We start from the raw sequence: 17,350 nt of genomic DNA on the forward strand, positions 1-17,350 counted from the left end.
CTCCGGCCTTGACATGATCACCCCGTCACCGCTGGCTTCGGCGCCATGGCGCCCCCACCATGCAATGACGAGTATTTAATAAAATTAATGAATATAGCCATATATCATCACACGATCCGATGGCCCTCTCCAAGCAAAAAATGACGATCGGGCAGCTTGTCCGGTCTGCCCCGCGGTCATTCTCGGCCACCTTGGCCGCAAAAAACCCCGGTCACCGGAACCGGGGTTGTATACATCAGGTTTCCGCCTCCAGCCTTCTGCGCGTCTGCAGGATCGCCGGCGCCCACTGCTCGCCGGGGCGTTTCTTGCGCGTGGCCAGCGTCAGGCCGGACGGCGCGAAGATGTTGATGTTGTGGGTATTGGGCGTGGTGATCAGGTACTGCGCCTCGGTGGCCTTGAGGAAGCCGGCGACGCGGTCGATGTTGAAAATGTCCAGGTGCGCGAACGGCTCGTCGATGAACACGAAGCCGGACGGGTTGGCCTCGTCCATCATCAGCCCGATCAGCAGGATCAGCGATTTCATCACCTGCTGGCCGCCGGAGGCCTCACCGTCGTTCATGCCCATCATGCCCTTCTGGTCGAAGTTGAACTTCAGCGTGAGGCCAGCCTGTGCCAGCGCGGTGTCGTCGTTGGACAGCAGCGGCAGCTCGACCTCGACGCCGATGCCGGCCAGCTCGCCCAGGCGCTTGATGTTGCTGCCGTAGGCGCGCACCGTGGCGCGCAGCTTGCCCAGATAGGCCTCGCGCGCGTCGGTGGTGAGGCCGGCGGCGCGTTCCACCTCCGCCTGGCGACGCTGGCATTCACGCGCCAGCGCGCTCAGGTCTTCCTGCAGCTTGTCCTTCAGCTGCAGCACCGCGTCGTCGCACTCCCAGTCGCCGGCGGCGAGCTTTTCTTCCAGATAGTGAATTTCGTGGCGCACGTCGGCGGCGGTTTCGAATTCCTCTGTCAGCTGCGCGACGTAGGCGGCATCCTGCGCCGCGGCCGGCAGGCGGCTCTGGCTGTCGCGCAACTCGGCCAGCAGGCGGCGCAGGGTGCGGCGCGCCTGCTCCGCTTCCAGCCGGCGCGCCACCTGACGGTTCAGGCTGTCCTGTTCGCGCTGGCAGACGCGATCGTGCGCCAGCCGCGCGTCGCTGTGCCGGCTTTCGGCGTCGCGGCAGGCGGTGTCGGCGTCGGCCAGCGCGGCGCCGTGTTCGGCGACGCTGGCCTGCAGCGTGGCCAGCTGCGCCTCCAGCGCGGCGAATTCGTCGGCGCGGCTGGCCAGCTGGGCGATGGAATCCATGCCCGACAGGTAGTCGGCCAGCGCGGCGATGTCGCGGCTGGCGGCCACCAGCTGCTCTTCGCCGGCGATGATGCGCTGGTTCAGCGCCGTCAGCGTGGCGCGCAGGTCCAGCAGCCGCGACTGGCGCGCTGCCTCGCCGAAGGCGAAGTCGCGTTGCGGCACGCCGATGTGGCGCGCGCCGCGGCGTTCGCGGAAATAGCCTTCCGGCGTGATCCAGTCTCCGTCTTCCTTCGCGCCTGCCGCCACGTCGGCGACGCGGCTGACGCGGTTCATCTGCTGGTACAGCCACTCCGGCGCCGGCTCGGCAAAGCGCACCACTTCCAGCAGGCTGCCGCTGCGTGCACGCGGCGCGCTGGCGGTGTCCGGCACCACGAAGTGGCGGTAGCGCAGCTTGTCGCCCAGCTGCCAGGCGGCGCGGCGGTCGGTGGCATCGGCCAGCAGCACCACGTGGCGGTAGGGCTTGAGCAGCGCCTCGACCGCGCCCTGCCACGCGGCATCGGTCACCTCGACGATGTCACACAGCATGCTGTGCGCGATGCCGGCCTCGTCCAGCGCGGCGCGGAAGTGGCGCACGTCGTCCGGCGCGCGCGGCTTGCCGCTTTCCAGCGCCGCCAGTTCGGCGCTGTGCTCGTCGCGCTCGCGTTTGGCGGCGCGCAGGCTGTCGCGCAGGGTGTCGGCGTCGTGGCGCAGTGCGGCCAACCTTTGTGTCAGCGTGGCGGCGTCGTCACCGTATTGCTGGCCGGCCAGCGCCTGCAGCCGGTCGCGTTCCTTGAGCTGGCTTTGCACGTCGCGCAGCGCGTCGCGGGCGTGCATGAAGGCCTGCTGCGCGTGGTGGCGCTCGCTGTCGGCCTGGGCGCGGGCGGCCTGCGCCTCGCTCTCGGCGCGGCGCAGCGTGGCCATCAGCTGCAAGGTGGCGCGGTGGTCGGCGCTGACGTTCAGGTAATCGTGCTGCACGCGGCGGTAGTCGGCCCACTGCTTGCCGATGGCGCTGCGGCCGTCGATCAGGCCCAGCACCGGCAGCGCCTCGTCGCGCAGGCGAGTGACGCGCTTGTGCAGGCCGGTCCACTCCAGATAGCGGTTGGCGCGCGTCTTCATCGCCTCGACGCGCACTTCCAGCGCCTCCTGCTGCTGCGACAGCGCGTTCAGCTCGGCCTCCGCGGCACGCTGCTCGTCACGCGCGTGCTGGTAGTTGTCGAGCACGTCCTTGTCGCCGAACACCTGGAACACCAGATCCAGCAGCTGCTTGGGCGTGTATTCGGTGAGCTTGTCGGTGTCGCCCTGCTCCAGCGCCAGCACTTCGCCGACGGCGGCGGTGAGGCCGGCCGCTTCCAACCGGCGACGGTATTCCTGCACCCCCAGCCACGCCAGCGCCGGATCGGCCACCGCGCTGTCCAGCGCCACGTCACCCTCGGCAATGGCGTAGTGGCGCACCCAGTCGCCGCCCTGTTTCTTGATGCGACACAGCAGGGTGACTTCCTCGCTTAGCAGCGGGAAGAACGGCGTCGGGTACAGCCCGCCGTTGAGGCGGCGCGGATTGGCGACCACGCCCTTGAGAAAGGCGAACGGCTCGCGGTTGTTGCGCACGTAGCGCTTGTAGTCGCGCTTGCCGGAGCACTTGATCGCCAGCAGCGTGCGCAGCGCGTCCAGCAGCGTGGTCTTGCCGGAGCCGTTGGGGCCGATGATGGTGACGATCTGCGCGTCCAGCGGCACGGTCAGCCGCTGCCAGAAGTCCCAGTGCACCATTTCTACCGATTTCATCTGGAACATCAGGCGTTCTCCACTTGACTGTTGTCGGTTTCTGCGGCCAACGTTGTCGTTTCGCTTGCCTCCTGCAGCAGGGCCTGGCGGCGGCCGAGCACGTCGGCCAGCGCGCCTTCGATGATGCGCGGCGCAAGCGCAGCGTAGTCGATCATCAGGTCCAGCATCGGGCCTTCTTCCAGCCACTTGTTGCGGCGGTTGAGGAAGCCGAGGTTGACCAGGCGGCCAAGGTTGGCCGCAAAGCGGGTGCGGCCGCCGAGCTGCTTGCCGAAGTCGGCATAGAGCGCGTCCTCGGAGATGCCGACCGATACCGTGTCGCCGGTTTCCAGCGGCTTTTGCGCGCCGAACATGTCGTGCTGGCCCTCGCGGCCGGCCTCGACGCGGCTGATCTGGCGTTCGCGCTTGGGCAGGATGATCAGCGCCCACACGATCACCAGCAGCGCCACGCCGTCGCGCGGCAGGCCCAGATTGTTGTTCAGCCACGCTTCGCCACTGCCGAACACCGGCTCGGTCATCGCCGGCAGCAGCGCCACCGCAATGTGTTCGGCGTAGGGGTTTTCCACCAGGCGCAGGCCGACCGCGGCCAACCTTTGGTCCAGCTCGGCGCGGAAGGCGTCGTCCAGCAGCGCGCGGCGCGCCAGCGCGTCGCTGCGCGGAATCACGCGGTGCGCCAGCAGGCGCGACACCAGTACGGTGAGGGATTGTTCCATCATGATGTTGAGTCTCGGGATGTCGGGATCACGGTCAGCTGCGCGTCGGACAGACTGGCCACCTCGGGGTGGTCCAGCGCCAGCACGGCAGCGCCACCGGAAAGCGCCAGCGGCAGCTTGGCCAGCGCGGCAATCACGCCACGGTCGCTGCGGCTTTCCGGGTCGCCCAGCAGCGACAGCAGCGACAGGCGGTAGGCGGTTTCGTTGTAGCTGGCGGCCAGTACTGCGTCGGCAATCGGCACGCCGCCCACCGGCGCCAGCTGCAGCGCCGCCAGCGTGTCGTACAGCGCTTCGGCCTCCAGCAGGCGTTCGGCCTCGACCGCGTCGGCGGTTTCGGCGCTGGCCGCCGCCGGCAGCGCATGATCGTGTTCGCGCGCGCGTTCGCGGCCGAGCAGTTCGTACTCGGCGACATCGGCCAGCTCCGGCGTGGTCAGGAACGCCGGCTCGACGTTGGCCGCGATCACGCCATCGGCCAGCCCCGCCAGCCGGGCCAGGCCCTGATGGCGCAGCCAGTCGGCGATGTCGGTCGAGGTCAGCCCGGAGCTGCCCAGGTGCACGCGCTGCGCCGCCAGCTGCGCCAGCCGGCGCTCGAAGGTGCCGGCCAGCGCCAGCATGCGGCTCTGCGCCAGCGCGATCGCCTGCGCCTGGCTCAGCGTGGTCAGGCTCAACCGCTCGTCGCAGGTCAGGCCGCGCACCACGTCGGTGGATTTCGCCACCCAGCGCCACACCGACTCCAGCCGGTGCTGCGCGGCGCGGATGCGGAATTCGGACTGCGACTCCAGCGCATCGGCAAACTCGGCGTGCAGCTCGTTCAGGCGCGCCAGCAGATGCTGCAGCGCCTCGTCCGACACCTGTCCCACTGCCTGCCCCGCCGCCACCTGGCTGGCAAGATAGCCCAGCTCGACGTCGTCGCCGGCAAAGTCGATCAGTGTCGCCAGCGCCGACAGCGCCACGCGTGCCGCCTCGGACAGCGCGTAATGGCCGCCGTCGCTGTCGTAGACCAGCAACTCGCCCTCGCGCAGGCGGCCGAGAATGGTATTCAGTTTGGTGTCATTGAGATAGGCGAAGCGCTGCGCGATGTCCTGCGGCGTCCAGTACGGCGCCTCGGCACGGCTACCCAGCTCGCGCAGCACCAGCAGCCGCATCAGCACCTCCTCGTCACCGCCGCGAAACAGGGTGACGAACACCGCCAGATACGGCCACGCCGCCGACAACCGGTTCAGCGCCGGCAACGCGTCCGGGCTGAGCCCGGGGCGGAAAAAATCGGAAAGGGAATCCAAGGCAAGCATCCAGCGGCGTTAAACAGCCGTGGATTGTCGGAGCGGACAGGCTGATCCGTCAATGCCGGCGGGGTGATCGGCGCAGCGGGTGCATCGCTCGGGTTAGCGCAGCGTCCGCCGACATGGCTTGCGGCCAACGTTGAGGCGGTAAGCGGTTTTGATTTTTGCCGCGGAAGCACACGGGGAAAACCGCTTTGGCCATGAAACCCACGAAAGAACAAGAAAATAAAAACAAAAGATGGGCAACAACCCATTTCAATCACCAGCCAGTTTGTAGGTCGGGTTAGCGGAGCGTAACCCGACGCAACTTACGGCCAACGTTGTCGCAGTAATCGGTTTTGATTTTTAGCCACAGAAGCACACAGAAAAACACGGACAAAAGCAAAGCTTCTTTGGCCACGAAACCCACGAAAAAACACGAAAATAAAAATGGCAAGGTTGGCCGCAGGCATGTCGGGTTACGTTGCGCTAACCCGACCTACGACCTAACCGAACACCATGCACCACAAAAACCAAAACCGCACCAACGCACCCATTCCCGTTGGCGCAAGCCGTGCACACTGTCGTCAGCCCGGAAACAAGCCGCCCTCTTTTTAGCGCAGCGGATGGGCGGCGCCGGGATGGCGGCAGTTTGCACGGGAATTCTTGCGCCTTCGGGAGAGCGGGGATTGAAAGGGGCGGCGGCAGCCCCTTTTCCCGCCGCCGCGCGGCAAGCGGCAGATAAAAACCATCCGCGCAGCGGATACAACAGACAAAACAAGGTTGGCCGCAAACCTGTTACGGCTTGCGGCCAACCTTTGCCGCTCCATCGCGGTAAACGTTGGTATTCAAAATAGGCACATATTCCAAATTAGTCATGAGTGGTCGTCGTATTTCCAGAGTCGTTTAATTTTAGCAGCTAGATCTTCTGCATCCTGAACACCGCCTTTAATTGCAGCTCTTCCACATGTTATCCAGCCATAAATAACCCCTATAAATCCAATTGCTACACCAAGCACCGTTATAGCAAAGGAAAGACATGCAACCCATTGTCTTTCGATGCCAAATCCAATGAAGCCAGCTATGGCACCTACGGCTGCAATACAGAACCCAGCAAAAGCCACGTGAAGAGCTGAGAATTTCTTAGCCATACCTTCCTCGGCGGTTTCGAAGACCAAGTACAACAGTTAATGAATTCCCGTTATATCCGGGTACGTCTTGCTCAGCAATTCAGCAAACACTTCCAATGGCGTCCTGAATCCTAAGGACTTTCTCGGAAACGTGTTCAAGCTGTTAGACGATGGTCCCCAGCTGTTCCTGACTGTAGACTGAAAGGTCACTACCTTTAAGCAAATACTAGTGCAGGACCGTAGGTTAGGCTGAGCGCTGCGAAGTGCAAAACTCACCATGTCCAAGGCTCAACATTGCTCTATCTGCAATCCACCCAAATTTGATACATCAAATCACACGGAAAATGACAAAAGGGCAAGCCATCCGGCTTGCCCTTTTTTACCTCACCATGCGGCCAACCTCGGCCGCAGCAGCTTATTACTCGGCGCTATCCGCGCCAGCATCCGCAGCCGGCACATCTTCCGCCACCAGCGTCTGGATCGCGGCCACCGGTGCGGCACCGGCCGCGGCGGCGCGGGCCAGCTTGGCGGCGCGTTCGGCTTCTTCCGCTTCCAGGCGTGCCTTCTTCTCGGCAGCGCGCAGCACGTCGAGGTATTCCTTGATCGCGAATACCAGCTCGCGGGTGCCTTCACCGGTCAGGCCGGAGATCACGAAGTGGCGCGGCGCGGTCATGTCGAAGCCGAAGCGGTCGTCGGCTTGCGCCTTCGGCCAGCCGTAGGCTTCGAGGAAGGCGGACACGGTCAGCTCGCGCTCGTCTTCCGGCAGCATGTCGACCTTGTTCAGCACCAGCCAGCGCGGCTTGTTGTACAGCGCTTCGTCGTACTTGCGCAGTTCCTCGACGATGGCGCGTGCCTCGCGCACCGGATCGACGTCCGGATCGAACGGCGCGATGTCGACCAGATGCAGCAGGATGCCGGTACGCGACAGGTGCTTGAGGAAGCGGTGGCCGAGGCCGGCACCTTCCGCCGCGCCTTCGATCAGGCCGGGGATGTCGGCGATGACGAAGCTGGAGGTGTCGTCCATGCGCACCACGCCCAGGTTAGGGTGCAGGGTGGTGAACGGATAGTCGGCCACTTTCGGCTTGGCGGCGGAGACCGCGCGGATGAAGGTGGATTTGCCGGCGTTGGGCATGCCCAGCAGGCCGACGTCGGCCAGGACCTTCAGCTCCAGGCGCAGGTTGTAGATTTCGCCTTCTTCGCCGCGAGTGAACTGGCGCGGTGCGCGGTTGAGCGAGCTCTTGAAGTGGATGTTGCCGAGGCCGCCCTTGCCGCCTTTGGCCAGCACCAGTTCCTGACCGTGGAAGGTGAGGTCGGCCAGCAGGTTGCCGCTGTCGGTATCAAAGATCTGGGTGCCGACCGGCATGCGCAGGTAGATGTCGTCGCCGCCCTTGCCGTAGCAGTCGGCGCCGCGGCCGTTCTCGCCGTTGACGGCGAGGTATTTCTTCACGAAGCGGTATTCGACCAGGGTGTTGATGTTTTCATCGGCCACCGCGATCACGTCGCCGCCACGGCCGCCGTCGCCGCCGTCCGGGCCGCCACGCGGTACAAATTTTTCACGGCGGAAGCTGCAGCAACCATTGCCGCCCTTGCCGGAGCGCACTTCAATGCGGGCTTCGTCGATAAACTTCATGAAACTCTCCTAAATGCTTGCGAGGAGTCAGGCGCAAACGGCCGCCGGCTGCCCAAGGTTGGCCGCAGCCCCTTGCGCCTCACACCTCGTGTGGCCAATACGATAATCGGACAAACAAAAAAGCCCTATCGTGCGATAGGGCTTTTTCCGGTGGCTACAGAATTACTCTGCGTCAACACCAGTGTACGGAACAACGCTAACGGTCTTGCGCTGGGCAGCGCCTTTAACCGCGAAGTTCACGTAGCCGTCAACCTTGGCGAACAGGGTGTGATCCTTGCCCATGCCAACGTTTTCACCAGCGTGGAAACGGGTGCCACGCTGACGGATGATGATGGAACCAGCCGGGATCAGCTCGCCGCCGTAGGCTTTGGTGCCCAGACGTTTGGCTTCGGAATCACGACCGTTGCGGGAACTACCGCCTGCTTTTTTGTGTGCCATGTCTATTTATCCCTTACTTGGAAATCGCGTCGATGCGGATTTCGGTGTAGTTCTGACGATGACCCTGATGCTTCTGGTAGTGCTTACGACGACGCATCTTGAAGATGCGGATCTTGTCGCCACGACCATGAGCAACCACGGTTGCCTGGACAGTTGCGCCAGCTACCAGAGGCGCGCCTACGGAAACTTGCTCACCGTCAGCAATCATCAGCACTTCTTCAAGTACGATCTGGCTGTCGACGTCTGCAGGTATCTGTTCTACTTTAAGTTTTTCGCCAACGGAAACTTTGTACTGTTTACCGCCAGTTTTTACGACCGCATACATTCGTATAGCTCCTAATATTCTTTCTTGCGCGCAGTGTGCGCGAAGAACGCGAAAATATACGCAAGTGCCTGATAGGTGTCAATATTTTTGTCGACACTGCGTGGCAAACGTGTTTGCCATGGCAACACAGCGGCCTTGTCTGCTAATATCGCGCGGTTTTCCCGACCATTTGAACCGGTAGCAATGTCCTCCACTCCGCTGTTTCGCACGCTGACCGCCGACGATATGCAAGCTGTCGACCAGGTCATCCGCACGCGCCTGCATTCCGACGTCGTCCTGATCCGCCAGGTAGCGGAATACATCATTTCTGCCGGTGGCAAGCGTCTGCGCCCGGTGCTGACGCTGATGGCCGGCCGTGCCATGGGTTACGGCCAACCGTACCTGCACGAGCTGGCGGCGATGGTGGAGTTCATCCACACCGCCACCCTGCTGCACGACGACGTGGTCGACGAATCCGACATGCGCCGCGGCCGCCAGACCGCCAACGCGATGTTCGGCAATGCCGCCAGCGTGCTGGTCGGTGATTTCCTCTACACCCGCGCCTTCCAGATGATGGTCGCCAGCAACAATATGCGCATCCTGGAAGTGATGGCCGGCGCCACCAACATCATCGCCGAGGGCGAGGTGCTGCAGCTGCTCAACATCGGCGACACCAGCCTCACCGAAGCGCAATACCTGCTGGTGATCCAGTACAAGACCGCCAAGCTGTTCGAGGCCGCCACCCGCGTCGGCGCCATCATGGCCGGCGCCAGCGCCGAGCAGGAACAGGCACTGGCCGACTACGGCATGCACCTGGGTACCGCGTTCCAGATCATCGACGACGTGCTGGACTACAGCGGCGACGCCGGCACCATCGGCAAGAGCGTCGGCGACGACCTGGCCGAGGGCAAGGTCACCCTGCCATTGATCTACACCATGCGCCAGGGCAGCGAACAGGCCGCCACCACCGTGCGCGAGGCACTGGAAGCCGCCAGTCGCGAGCGTTTCAGCGAAGTGATGGCTGCGGTACAATCCTGCGGCGCGCTGGACTATGCGCGCGGCGAGGCGGAAAAAGCCGCCGAACGCGCCATCGCGGTGCTGGCCCCGCTGCCGGACAGCGACTACAAGACCGCGCTGGCCGAACTGGCGCGACTGTCGGTACGCCGCGACGCCTGACCCCCGTTTCATTGGCTGTCTCCGTAGTTAAATGGATATAACAGCCCCCTCCTAAGGGGCAGTTACAGGTTCGATTCCTGTCGGGGATACCATCACCACCACCAACGCTACCGCCACCGGTAGCGTTTTGCTTATTACGGAAGCTTTCCCATGAACCTGCTGCAACGCCTTGGCCTGCTGATCATCCTCGGCATCATCCTGGCCACCGCCATCAACCACTTCACCCGCCCGCAGGCGCCAGGCGACGCCGGCCACAGCGCCAGCCAGCCGCAGTAAGCCGGCGATGCAGGCCCGCACCACCCTCGCCCACCTGCCGACCACGTTCGGCCCCTGGCCCGAGCATCCGCTGTACGACAGCATCGCGCGCTGGCGCGACGCCGCCGCGTGCCAGGGTTGGCCGCAACAGGCCGACTTCGACCGCCTGATCGGGCACGCGCGCGCCTGCGGCCAACCTTTGCCGCCGCGGCAGCGCTTCCTGCGCGACGCCGACCCCGAGCTGTACTACGAGATGCACATCGGCAGCACCGGCGAGGTGCCGACGCGCGGCGACAACTGGCACGACTGGTTCAACGCTCTGTGCTGGCTGAGCTGGCCGCGCAGCAAGCTGGCGATGAACGCGCGGCAGGTGGCGGCCATCAACGGCGACGAGTTCCGCCGCGGCCCGCGCCGCGATGCCGGCACGCTGCTGGACGAAAGTGGCGTCATCGTGCCGTATTGCGATGCCGCGCTGGCGCAGGCCCTGCACGACATGCAGTGGCGCACGCTGTTTGTCGAGCAGCGCGCGGCGTGGGGCACGCGCATCGGCGCCCATGTCATCGGCCACGCGCTGCTGGAACAGGGGCTGGCGATGCACATCGGCTGGTGCGGCAAGGCGCTGCTGCTGCCGGTGGAGGAAGGATTTTTCCGGCTGGATGGCGCGGAACAGGTGGACACGCTGGATAAAATGCTGGCGGCACGGCTGGCGGGCGACGACGACTTTGCCGCCAGCCCGCGCGAACTGCTGCCGCTGCCGCTGCTGGGCATCCCCGGCTGGTGGGACGCCAATCACGACGCGGCGTTCTACGACAATACGGCCTATTTCCGCCCGACGCGGCGCGCGAAATCGGCCACCGAGATCGCTTCCAGCTCGCCCATCATCGGCTGAAACACCTCGGCCAGCGCGGCGGCGATGTCGTCATCGCACTCGCGCAGTTCCGGACGGTAGACAAACAGGCGGAACAGGTCGGCCAGCGCGATCGCCTCCGCGCGCCGGGTCAGCACCCAGGTCTCGCGCTGGCCGCACTGCACGTAGCCGGCGGCGGCGAGGCGATCCAGCACGTGGCCCAGCTCGTCGTAGCCGACCAGCACCTGCTGCCGCAGCGCTTCCGGCCGCAGTGCGCGGCCTTCGCCCTGCGCCTGGTCCAGCAGCACCAGCAGCTCCACCGCATCGAGGAAACGGCGCCGCGACTCGTTGCGCCGTTGCCAGGCGCGCCCCTCCCAGTACGACAGCGACGCGGTCAGCACCGCGCCGGTCAGCACCACCAGCCACAGGCAGAACAGCCACAACAGCAGCACCGGCAGGCTGGCGAAGGCGCCGTACACCAGCTGGTAGCTGGCGATCTCGCCGATGTAGAAGCCGAAGATCAGTTTGGTCACCTCCAGCATCAGCGCAGTGCACAGCGCGCCGAGCAGCGCGTGGCGGCGCGGCACGTAGCGGTAGGGCACGATGCGGAACAGCAGCGCCAGCATCAGCGTCGCCAGCAGCAGGCCGCCGCCGAACTGCAGCGCCTCGTCCAGCAGCGTGGAGTAGCGCTCGATGTGGGTGTACTTGAACAGCACGCGCCAGCCGAGCAGGCCGCCGCCCAGCGCCAGCGGCCCCAGCGTCAGCACCGTCCAGTACACCATGCTCTGCTGCAGCCACGGCCGCGCGCGGCGCACCCCCCAGATGCTGTTGAAGGTGCGCTCCACCGTCGCCATCAGCATCAGCGAGGTGGCGCCCAGCATCACGATGCCGGCGGCGGTGAGCTTTTCGGCGTTGTCGGCGAACTGGCGCATGTAGACGGTAATCACCTTGCCGGCGAATTCCGGCACCAGCGTCGACAGCAGCATCACCTTGAAGCGGGTGCTGTAATCGCCGAATACCGGGAATGCCGACATCACCGTCAGCGCGATGGTCAGCAGCGGCACCAGCGCCAACAGGGTGGTAAAGGTCAGGCTGCCGGCCACTTGCAGCACGCGCTGCTGCGCCAGCCGCGCGGCGACAAAACGGGCAAAACCGGTCAGGGGCAGGGAGGTAAACGACACGATCATCCGATCAAACACGCTAGAATCCAGCAATTCGCCAATGTTAACCCATAGGAATCTTCATGCACGACATTCTGGTCTTGTACTACAGCCAGCACGGCGCCACCCGCGAGCTGGCCCGCATGATCGCCCGCGGCATCGACAGCGTCGACGGCTGCCGCGCGCGGCTGCGCACCGTGCCCAAGGTCTCCACCGTGTGCGAGGCCACCGCGCCGGCGGTGCCGGATAGCGGCGCGCCCTATGTCGAGAAACAGGATCTGCAGGACTGTGCCGGCCTGGCGCTGGGCAGCCCGACCCGCTTCGGCAACATGGCGGCAGCGATGAAGTACTTCCTCGACGGCACCGCGCCGGAGTGGATGCAGGGCACGCTCGCCGGCAAGCCGGCCTGCGTGTTCACCAGCAGCAGCACCCAACACGGCGGCCAGGAATCGACGCTGCTGTCGATGATGATCCCGCTGCTGCACCACGGCATGCTGCTGCTCGGCCTGCCGTTTACCGAGCCGGCGCTGAGCCACACCCGCACCGGCGGCACGCCCTACGGTGCCAGCCATGTCGCCGGCCACGACAACAACGTGACGCTGAGCGAGGACGAGAAGCAGCTCGCCATCGCCCAGGGCCGCCGCCTGGCCGAGGCCGCGCGCAAGCTGGCCGCCTGATCGCGGATCAAGGTTGGCCGCAAGCGTTGCGGCCAACCTTGTCCTGCCCGCCGCGCGGCTCCACGCCTTATTTCTCCGCGCTTCACTTCTCCGGCCGCACCTCTCCACCCCGCATTTCCCGCCAAGCCGCACCGGCAACGGAACCGCGCCCCCGGCGGCGCGGTCAAATCGACGCGCAACGGCTGGACAAGCCCACCGTCCGCGCCCACAACAAATGGCCGCGCCCCGCCCGCCGCATGGCGTTCGGGGTCAACGCGTGCCTTATATTTTCTACACACAAGGAGTCATCAACACCATGGAACAGGCCCTCCCCTCGATCGGATCGCCTTTCTTTTACGCTGTCTTTTTCGTGGCCGTACTGCTCATGATCGCCGTCGACATGCTGGCACTGAAGCAGAGCGGCTCCCACAAGGTGTCGATCAAGGAAGCCGGCATCTGGTCGGCGATCTGGGTCGGCGTCGCCTGCGGCTTCGGCGGCTGGCTGTGGTGGTATCTGGCCAATGATCCGGCCTACGGCCCCGCCGTCGCCAACCAGAAAACACTGGAATACTTCACCGGCTACGTGATCGAAAAATCGCTGGCCGTCGACAACATCTTCGTGTTCCTGCTGATCTTCGGCTTCTTCAAGGTGCCGGTGGAATACCAGCGCCGCGTGCTGCTGTACGGCGTGTTCGGCGCCATCGTACTGCGCACGGTGATGGTGTTCCTCGGTGCCGCGCTGGTAAAGGAATTCAGCTGGATCCTGTACGTGTTCGGCGCCTTCCTGCTGTTTACCGGCCTGAAGATGATGCTGCCGGAAAAAGAGGAAAAGGAAGACCTGACCAATAACGCGCTGCTGCGCTTCCTGCGCCGCCACATGCGCATCACCGACGACTACCACGGCGAAGCCTTCTTCGTGATGAAGAATGGCCTGCGCTACGCCACGCCGATGTTCCTGGTGCTGATGATGGTGGAGCTGTCCGACGTGGTGTTCGCGGTGGACAGCATCCCGGCCATCTTCGCGGTGACCATGGACCCGTTCATCGTGCTGACCTCCAACATCTTCGCCATCCTCGGCCTGCGCGCGATGTTCTTCCTGCTGGCGGATGTGGCGGACCGCTTCCACCTGCTGCGTTACGGCCTCGCCATCGTGCTCAGCTTCATCGGCGTGAAGCTGCTGATGCTGGAGTTCCTGCACATCCCGGTGGCGGTATCGCTGGGGGTGGTATTCGTGGTCATCATCGGCTCGGTGATCGCCTCGCTGCTGTTCCCGAAAAAAGCCGCCTGACCCGGCGCTGCCTGCGGCCAACCTTGGCGTCACAAGGTTGGCCGCAGGCTTTTTCCGCCCCACCCCGCCGCCACGACTGCCCCTTATTCCCCGCCCGTGGCAGGCCGGCACTCGCGTATGATTTACTGCGGCAAAGCGAACAATGTTCGCAAAAATGATGCCGACATCCTACAAAGGATGTGAACACCGCCCGAACCCGTGACCCTTGCCCGCGCCAGAGCCAGACATGCACAAGCCCCGATTGCCCGCCAACGAGCACGACCGCCTGGCCGCCCTGCAGCGCCTGGGCGTGCTGGATACGCCGCCCGCCGCCGAGCTGGACCGCCTCACCCGGCTGGCGCAGCGCGTGTTCAAGGTCAAGACCGTGCTGGTGACGCTGGTCGACGCCAAGCGGCAGTGGTTCAAGTCGCGCGTCGGGCTGGACGTCAGCGAGACCGCACGCGACATCTCCTTCTGCGGCCACGCCATCCTGCAGCCACAGGCACTGCTGGTTACCGATGCGCGGCAGGACCCGCGCTTTGCCGACAACCCGCTGGTAACGGCGGCGCCGCACATCGTGTTCTACGCCGGGCAGCCGATCTTCTCCAGCGCGGGCCACGCGCTGGGCACGCTGTGTCTGATCGACGACCAGCCACGGCAGCTCGACGACGGCGAGCTGCAGACGCTGCAGGACCTGGCGCGCATGGTGGAGCAGTATTTGTGGGGGCTGGAAGCGGCGCAGGACTTGCAGCAGCTGCAGGCCGAACTGGAGCAGCGCGTGCAGCTGCGCACGCAGGAGCTGGAAACCACGCTGGCGCAGCTGCACCAGGAAATCGCGCAGCGCAACGCCTACGAAAGCGCGCTGCTGGCGGAGAAGGAACACTTCCACGCCACGCTGGAAAACACCACCGACGCCTTCATCGAGATCGACGAGCAGGGGCTGGTGGTCGGCTGGAACCGCGCCGCGGAAACCACCTTCGGCTGGACGCGGGAGGAGGCCGGCGGCCAGCTGCTGGCCGAGCTGATCATCCCCCCGCCGCTGCGTGCCGCCCACCACGCCGGCCTGTGCCGCTTCGTGCGCACCGGCCAGCCGCGGATGCTGGGACAGCGCGTCGAGGTCAGCGCCTGCCGCAAGGACGGCAGCACCTTTCCGATCGAGCTGACGCTGAGCGCGATCCACAGCCAGGGGCGGATGCTGATCAACGCCTTCCTGCACGACATCTCGCAGCGCAAGGCCGACGAGGCCGAGATCCTCGACAGCCGCGCCCGCATCAAGATGATCACCGACAATGTGCCGGCCATCATCGCCTATGTCGATACCGGGCTGCACTACCGCTTCGTCAACCTCGGCTACGAGAAATGGTTCGGCTGGAAGGCGGAAACCATCACCGGCAGCAAGGTCGCCGACGTGCTCGACGCCGCGGTGTACGCGGTGGCCCGCCCGCATTTCGACAAGGTGCTGCGCGGCGAGCAGAGCGAATACGAGGTGCTGATGCCCAGCCTGCACGGCAAGATCTGGGTCCACATCACCCTGATCCCGCACTACAACCCGCAGCGGCAGCAGCAGGGTTTCTACGTGCTGGGCGTGGACATCACCGAACGCAAGCAGCTGCAGGACCAGCTGCAATTCGAGGCCTACCACGACTCGCTGACCGGATTGCCCAACCGCCGCGCGCTGATGCAAAGCCTGCGCGAGGCGATGGCCCGCAGCCGCCGCAGCGGCAACAGCATGGCGCTGCTGTTTCTCGACCTCGACGGCTTCAAGGCGCTCAACGACAGCCACGGCCACGACTTCGGCGACATGGCGCTGCAGCGCTTTGCCCGCGAACTGCGCGGCGCGGTGCGCGAAACCGATAGCGCCGCCCGCCTGGCCGGCGACGAATTCACCGTGATCCTGGAAAACCTGGTGCAGCCGCAGCAGGACAGCGCGCTGGTGGCCGGCAAGCTGTTGCAACAGATCGCCGCCATCCACAGCATCGCCGGCGTGGCGGTCACCCTGTCCAGCAGCATCGGCATCGCCCTCTACGACGGCAGCCACGACAGCAGCGCCAATACCCTGCTCAATGCCGCCGACAAGGCGATGTACCAGGCCAAGCGCGCCGGCAAGAACGGCTTTGCCTTTTACGGCGATGGCACCGCATAGCCACGGCGGCGAAAGCCGCCATGCCCCTAGCCGCCACTTGCGCTTCTGCGCATAATCGCAGGCACCACACGATCCGGCCCGACCACCGATGCAGCCAGCATCCGCCTGCCATGCCGGATCCAGCACCGCCGGAGCCGTTGTCATGCTGCACTACCTGCCAGATTCACTCTACGTTCGCAATCGCCTGACCCAGAGCAGCGATCTCGAAATCTGGCTCAGCGCCGGAGAAAAGCAGCGCCGCCAGGCGCGCGCGCGCAGCCATTTCCACGACCCGCAGCCGGTGTGCCCGCCACTGCACGAACAGGACCCGTTCCTGGCGCTGCCGTGGGCCTACGACCAGCTACAGTGGCTGACCACCCGCCTACTCGACCACAACGACAGCGAACAGCAGCTGCGCGCGCTGGCCGGCAGCCTGCGCCGCCTGGCCAATCACGCCCCGGAAGCCACGCTGGCCGCCGGCCTGCTGCTGCCCTACGCCCACTACGCGCACGCCCATGCCGTGCATGTCGCGCTGCTGGTGGCACGGCTGACGCAGCGACTGGCGCAGCCGGAGGCCGAGTGCGAATCCCTGGTCTGCGCCGCGCTGACCATGAATATCGCGATGGTCAACCTGCAACAGCAGCTCAGCCACCAGGCCGAGGCGCTGTCCTCGCTGCAGGCCAAGCAGCTGCACCTGCACCCGCTGGCCAGCTCCGCCATGCTGCGCGAGGTCGGCATCGATGACGAGATCTGGCATCTGGCGATTCTGGAGCATCACGAACAGTGGAACGGCAAGGGCTATCCGTTCGGCCTCGGCCGCAGCAAGATCAGCCCCGGCGCCCACCTGCTGCATGTTGCCGATGTCGCCATGGCCAGGCTGCATCCCCGCCACTACCGCCGCTCGCAGCTGCCCAAGAATGCGATGGTGCAGCTGTTTCAGCAACGCGACACCCTGGCCGACGCCAAGCTGGCCGATTGCCTGATCAAGGAGGTCGGTCTGTATCCGCCGGGCAGCTTCGTCAAGCTGGAGCAGGGCGACACCGCCATCGTGGTGCAGCACGGCGACGACATCACCACGCCGCTGACTGTCCGCTTCGGCCGTGACGCCAATATCGTGCCATCGGCAAGCCGTATCGCCAGCCCGGCACAAATGACGGTCGAAGCGCGCCACCTGCCGGCACTGGCCAGGCTGTGGCAATGCCGGGTCGACAGCCCGGCGGGCTAGACGGCGACAGACAGGAAAAGAGGAGTAGAACGGAGAACAGCCGGGGCACGCTGCTGAGCAAGCGCGCCACCGCAGGACGCGCAGAAAAACAAAAAGCCCAGTCTGATGACTGGGCTTGATGTCTGTATTCTTGG

At 65.1% G+C, this 17,350-nt stretch carries 16 protein-coding genes and 1 tRNA gene; 9 read left to right on the top strand and 8 right to left on the bottom strand.

Features of this window, described 5'->3' with window-relative positions; translation table 11 throughout:
- Window positions 1-235: 235 nt before the first annotated feature.
- Genes NOM55_RS06385 through NOM55_RS06395 form a run of 3 tightly spaced genes read right to left on the bottom strand, consistent with a single transcriptional unit; the run spans window position 236 to window position 5,036 of the window.
- Window positions 236-3,046, bottom strand: coding sequence for an AAA family ATPase (locus NOM55_RS06385; RefSeq protein WP_255907935.1), 2,811 nt, complete (start codon window positions 3,044-3,046; stop codon window positions 236-238).
- Window positions 3,046-3,750 carry a hypothetical protein gene (locus tag NOM55_RS06390; RefSeq protein ID WP_255907936.1) on the bottom strand — a complete coding sequence of 235 codons (705 nt, stop codon included), beginning with the start codon at window positions 3,748-3,750 and terminating at the stop codon, window positions 3,046-3,048. The genes NOM55_RS06385 and NOM55_RS06390 overlap by 1 nt, the downstream gene beginning before the upstream one ends.
- Window positions 3,747-5,036, bottom strand: coding sequence for a hypothetical protein (locus tag NOM55_RS06395; RefSeq protein ID WP_255907937.1), 1,290 nt, complete (start codon window positions 5,034-5,036; stop codon window positions 3,747-3,749). Before NOM55_RS06395 ends, NOM55_RS06390 begins: the two co-directional genes overlap by 4 nt.
- Window positions 5,037-5,419: 383 nt before the next feature.
- Here NOM55_RS06395 and NOM55_RS06400 point away from each other — a divergent pair, with 383 nt between their 5' ends.
- Window positions 5,420-5,863: a hypothetical protein gene (locus NOM55_RS06400; protein ID WP_255907939.1), complete on the top strand. Its 444-nt coding sequence runs from the start codon at window positions 5,420-5,422 to the stop codon at window positions 5,861-5,863.
- A gap of 18 nt (window positions 5,864-5,881) precedes the next feature.
- Here the strand turns inward: NOM55_RS06400 and NOM55_RS06405 are convergent, their stop codons facing one another.
- The 4 genes from NOM55_RS06405 to rplU all read right to left on the bottom strand — a co-directional run bounded on the left by NOM55_RS06405 (window position 5,882) and on the right by rplU (window position 8,529).
- Window positions 5,882-6,157 (bottom strand): hypothetical protein, encoded by a 276-nt coding sequence (locus tag NOM55_RS06405; protein WP_255907940.1) that lies wholly within the window; start codon window positions 6,155-6,157, stop codon window positions 5,882-5,884.
- A gap of 397 nt (window positions 6,158-6,554) precedes the next feature.
- The gene (gene obgE, locus NOM55_RS06410; protein WP_255907941.1) at window positions 6,555-7,766 is read right to left on the bottom strand and encodes a GTPase ObgE; all 1,212 of its coding nucleotides are present in this window, start codon (window positions 7,764-7,766) and stop codon (window positions 6,555-6,557) included.
- 162 nt (window positions 7,767-7,928) lie between these two features.
- Complete coding sequence (rpmA, locus tag NOM55_RS06415; protein WP_047966597.1) at window positions 7,929-8,204, bottom strand: 50S ribosomal protein L27; 276 nt, start codon at window positions 8,202-8,204, stop codon at window positions 7,929-7,931.
- A 13-nt stretch (window positions 8,205-8,217) separates the two neighbouring features.
- Window positions 8,218-8,529 carry a 50S ribosomal protein L21 gene (rplU, locus tag NOM55_RS06420; protein WP_082133678.1) on the bottom strand — a complete coding sequence of 104 codons (312 nt, stop codon included), beginning with the start codon at window positions 8,527-8,529 and terminating at the stop codon, window positions 8,218-8,220.
- Between the two features lie 183 nt (window positions 8,530-8,712).
- Here rplU and ispB point away from each other — a divergent pair, with 183 nt between their 5' ends.
- The 4 genes from ispB (at window position 8,713) to NOM55_RS06440 (ending at window position 10,828) form a co-directional block, all read left to right on the top strand.
- Window positions 8,713-9,684, top strand: a complete 972-nt coding sequence (gene ispB, locus NOM55_RS06425) for an octaprenyl diphosphate synthase (RefSeq protein WP_255907942.1) — start codon at window positions 8,713-8,715, stop codon at window positions 9,682-9,684.
- Window positions 9,685-9,701: 17 nt separating this feature from the next.
- A tRNA-Arg gene (locus NOM55_RS06430) sits at window positions 9,702-9,776 on the top strand.
- Window positions 9,777-9,834: 58 nt separating this feature from the next.
- Window positions 9,835-9,960: a hypothetical protein gene (locus NOM55_RS06435; protein ID WP_255348025.1), complete on the top strand. Its 126-nt coding sequence runs from the start codon at window positions 9,835-9,837 to the stop codon at window positions 9,958-9,960.
- A 7-nt stretch (window positions 9,961-9,967) separates the two neighbouring features.
- Window positions 9,968-10,828, top strand: a complete 861-nt coding sequence (locus NOM55_RS06440) for a DUF3025 domain-containing protein (RefSeq protein ID WP_255907943.1) — start codon at window positions 9,968-9,970, stop codon at window positions 10,826-10,828.
- On the opposite strand, the gene NOM55_RS06445 is transcribed toward NOM55_RS06440, so the two are convergent.
- Window positions 10,759-11,985, bottom strand: a complete 1,227-nt coding sequence (locus NOM55_RS06445; protein WP_245961089.1) for a YihY family inner membrane protein — start codon at window positions 11,983-11,985, stop codon at window positions 10,759-10,761. The genes NOM55_RS06440 and NOM55_RS06445 overlap by 70 nt on opposite strands.
- Before the next feature lie 44 nt (window positions 11,986-12,029).
- Between NOM55_RS06445 and wrbA the strand changes: the two genes are divergently transcribed.
- From wrbA to NOM55_RS06465, 4 genes are all read left to right on the top strand, one after another.
- Entirely contained in the window at window positions 12,030-12,623 is a 594-nt protein-coding gene (gene wrbA / locus NOM55_RS06450; protein ID WP_047966602.1) for an NAD(P)H:quinone oxidoreductase, read from the top strand.
- Window positions 12,624-12,918: 295 nt separating this feature from the next.
- Window positions 12,919-13,890, top strand: a complete 972-nt coding sequence (locus tag NOM55_RS06455) for a TerC family protein (RefSeq protein ID WP_255907944.1) — start codon at window positions 12,919-12,921, stop codon at window positions 13,888-13,890.
- Window positions 13,891-14,116: 226 nt separating this feature from the next.
- Window positions 14,117-16,012, top strand: coding sequence for a diguanylate cyclase domain-containing protein (locus tag NOM55_RS06460; protein ID WP_255907945.1), 1,896 nt, complete (start codon window positions 14,117-14,119; stop codon window positions 16,010-16,012).
- 142 nt (window positions 16,013-16,154) lie between these two features.
- Window positions 16,155-17,216: an HD-GYP domain-containing protein gene (locus NOM55_RS06465; protein ID WP_255907946.1), complete on the top strand. Its 1,062-nt coding sequence runs from the start codon at window positions 16,155-16,157 to the stop codon at window positions 17,214-17,216.
- The last annotated feature ends 134 nt before the right edge of the window (window positions 17,217-17,350 follow it).

It is taken from the genome of Vogesella sp. AC12, from assembly GCF_024437575.1.
Lineage (GTDB): Bacteria > Pseudomonadota > Gammaproteobacteria > Burkholderiales > Chromobacteriaceae > Vogesella > Vogesella indigofera.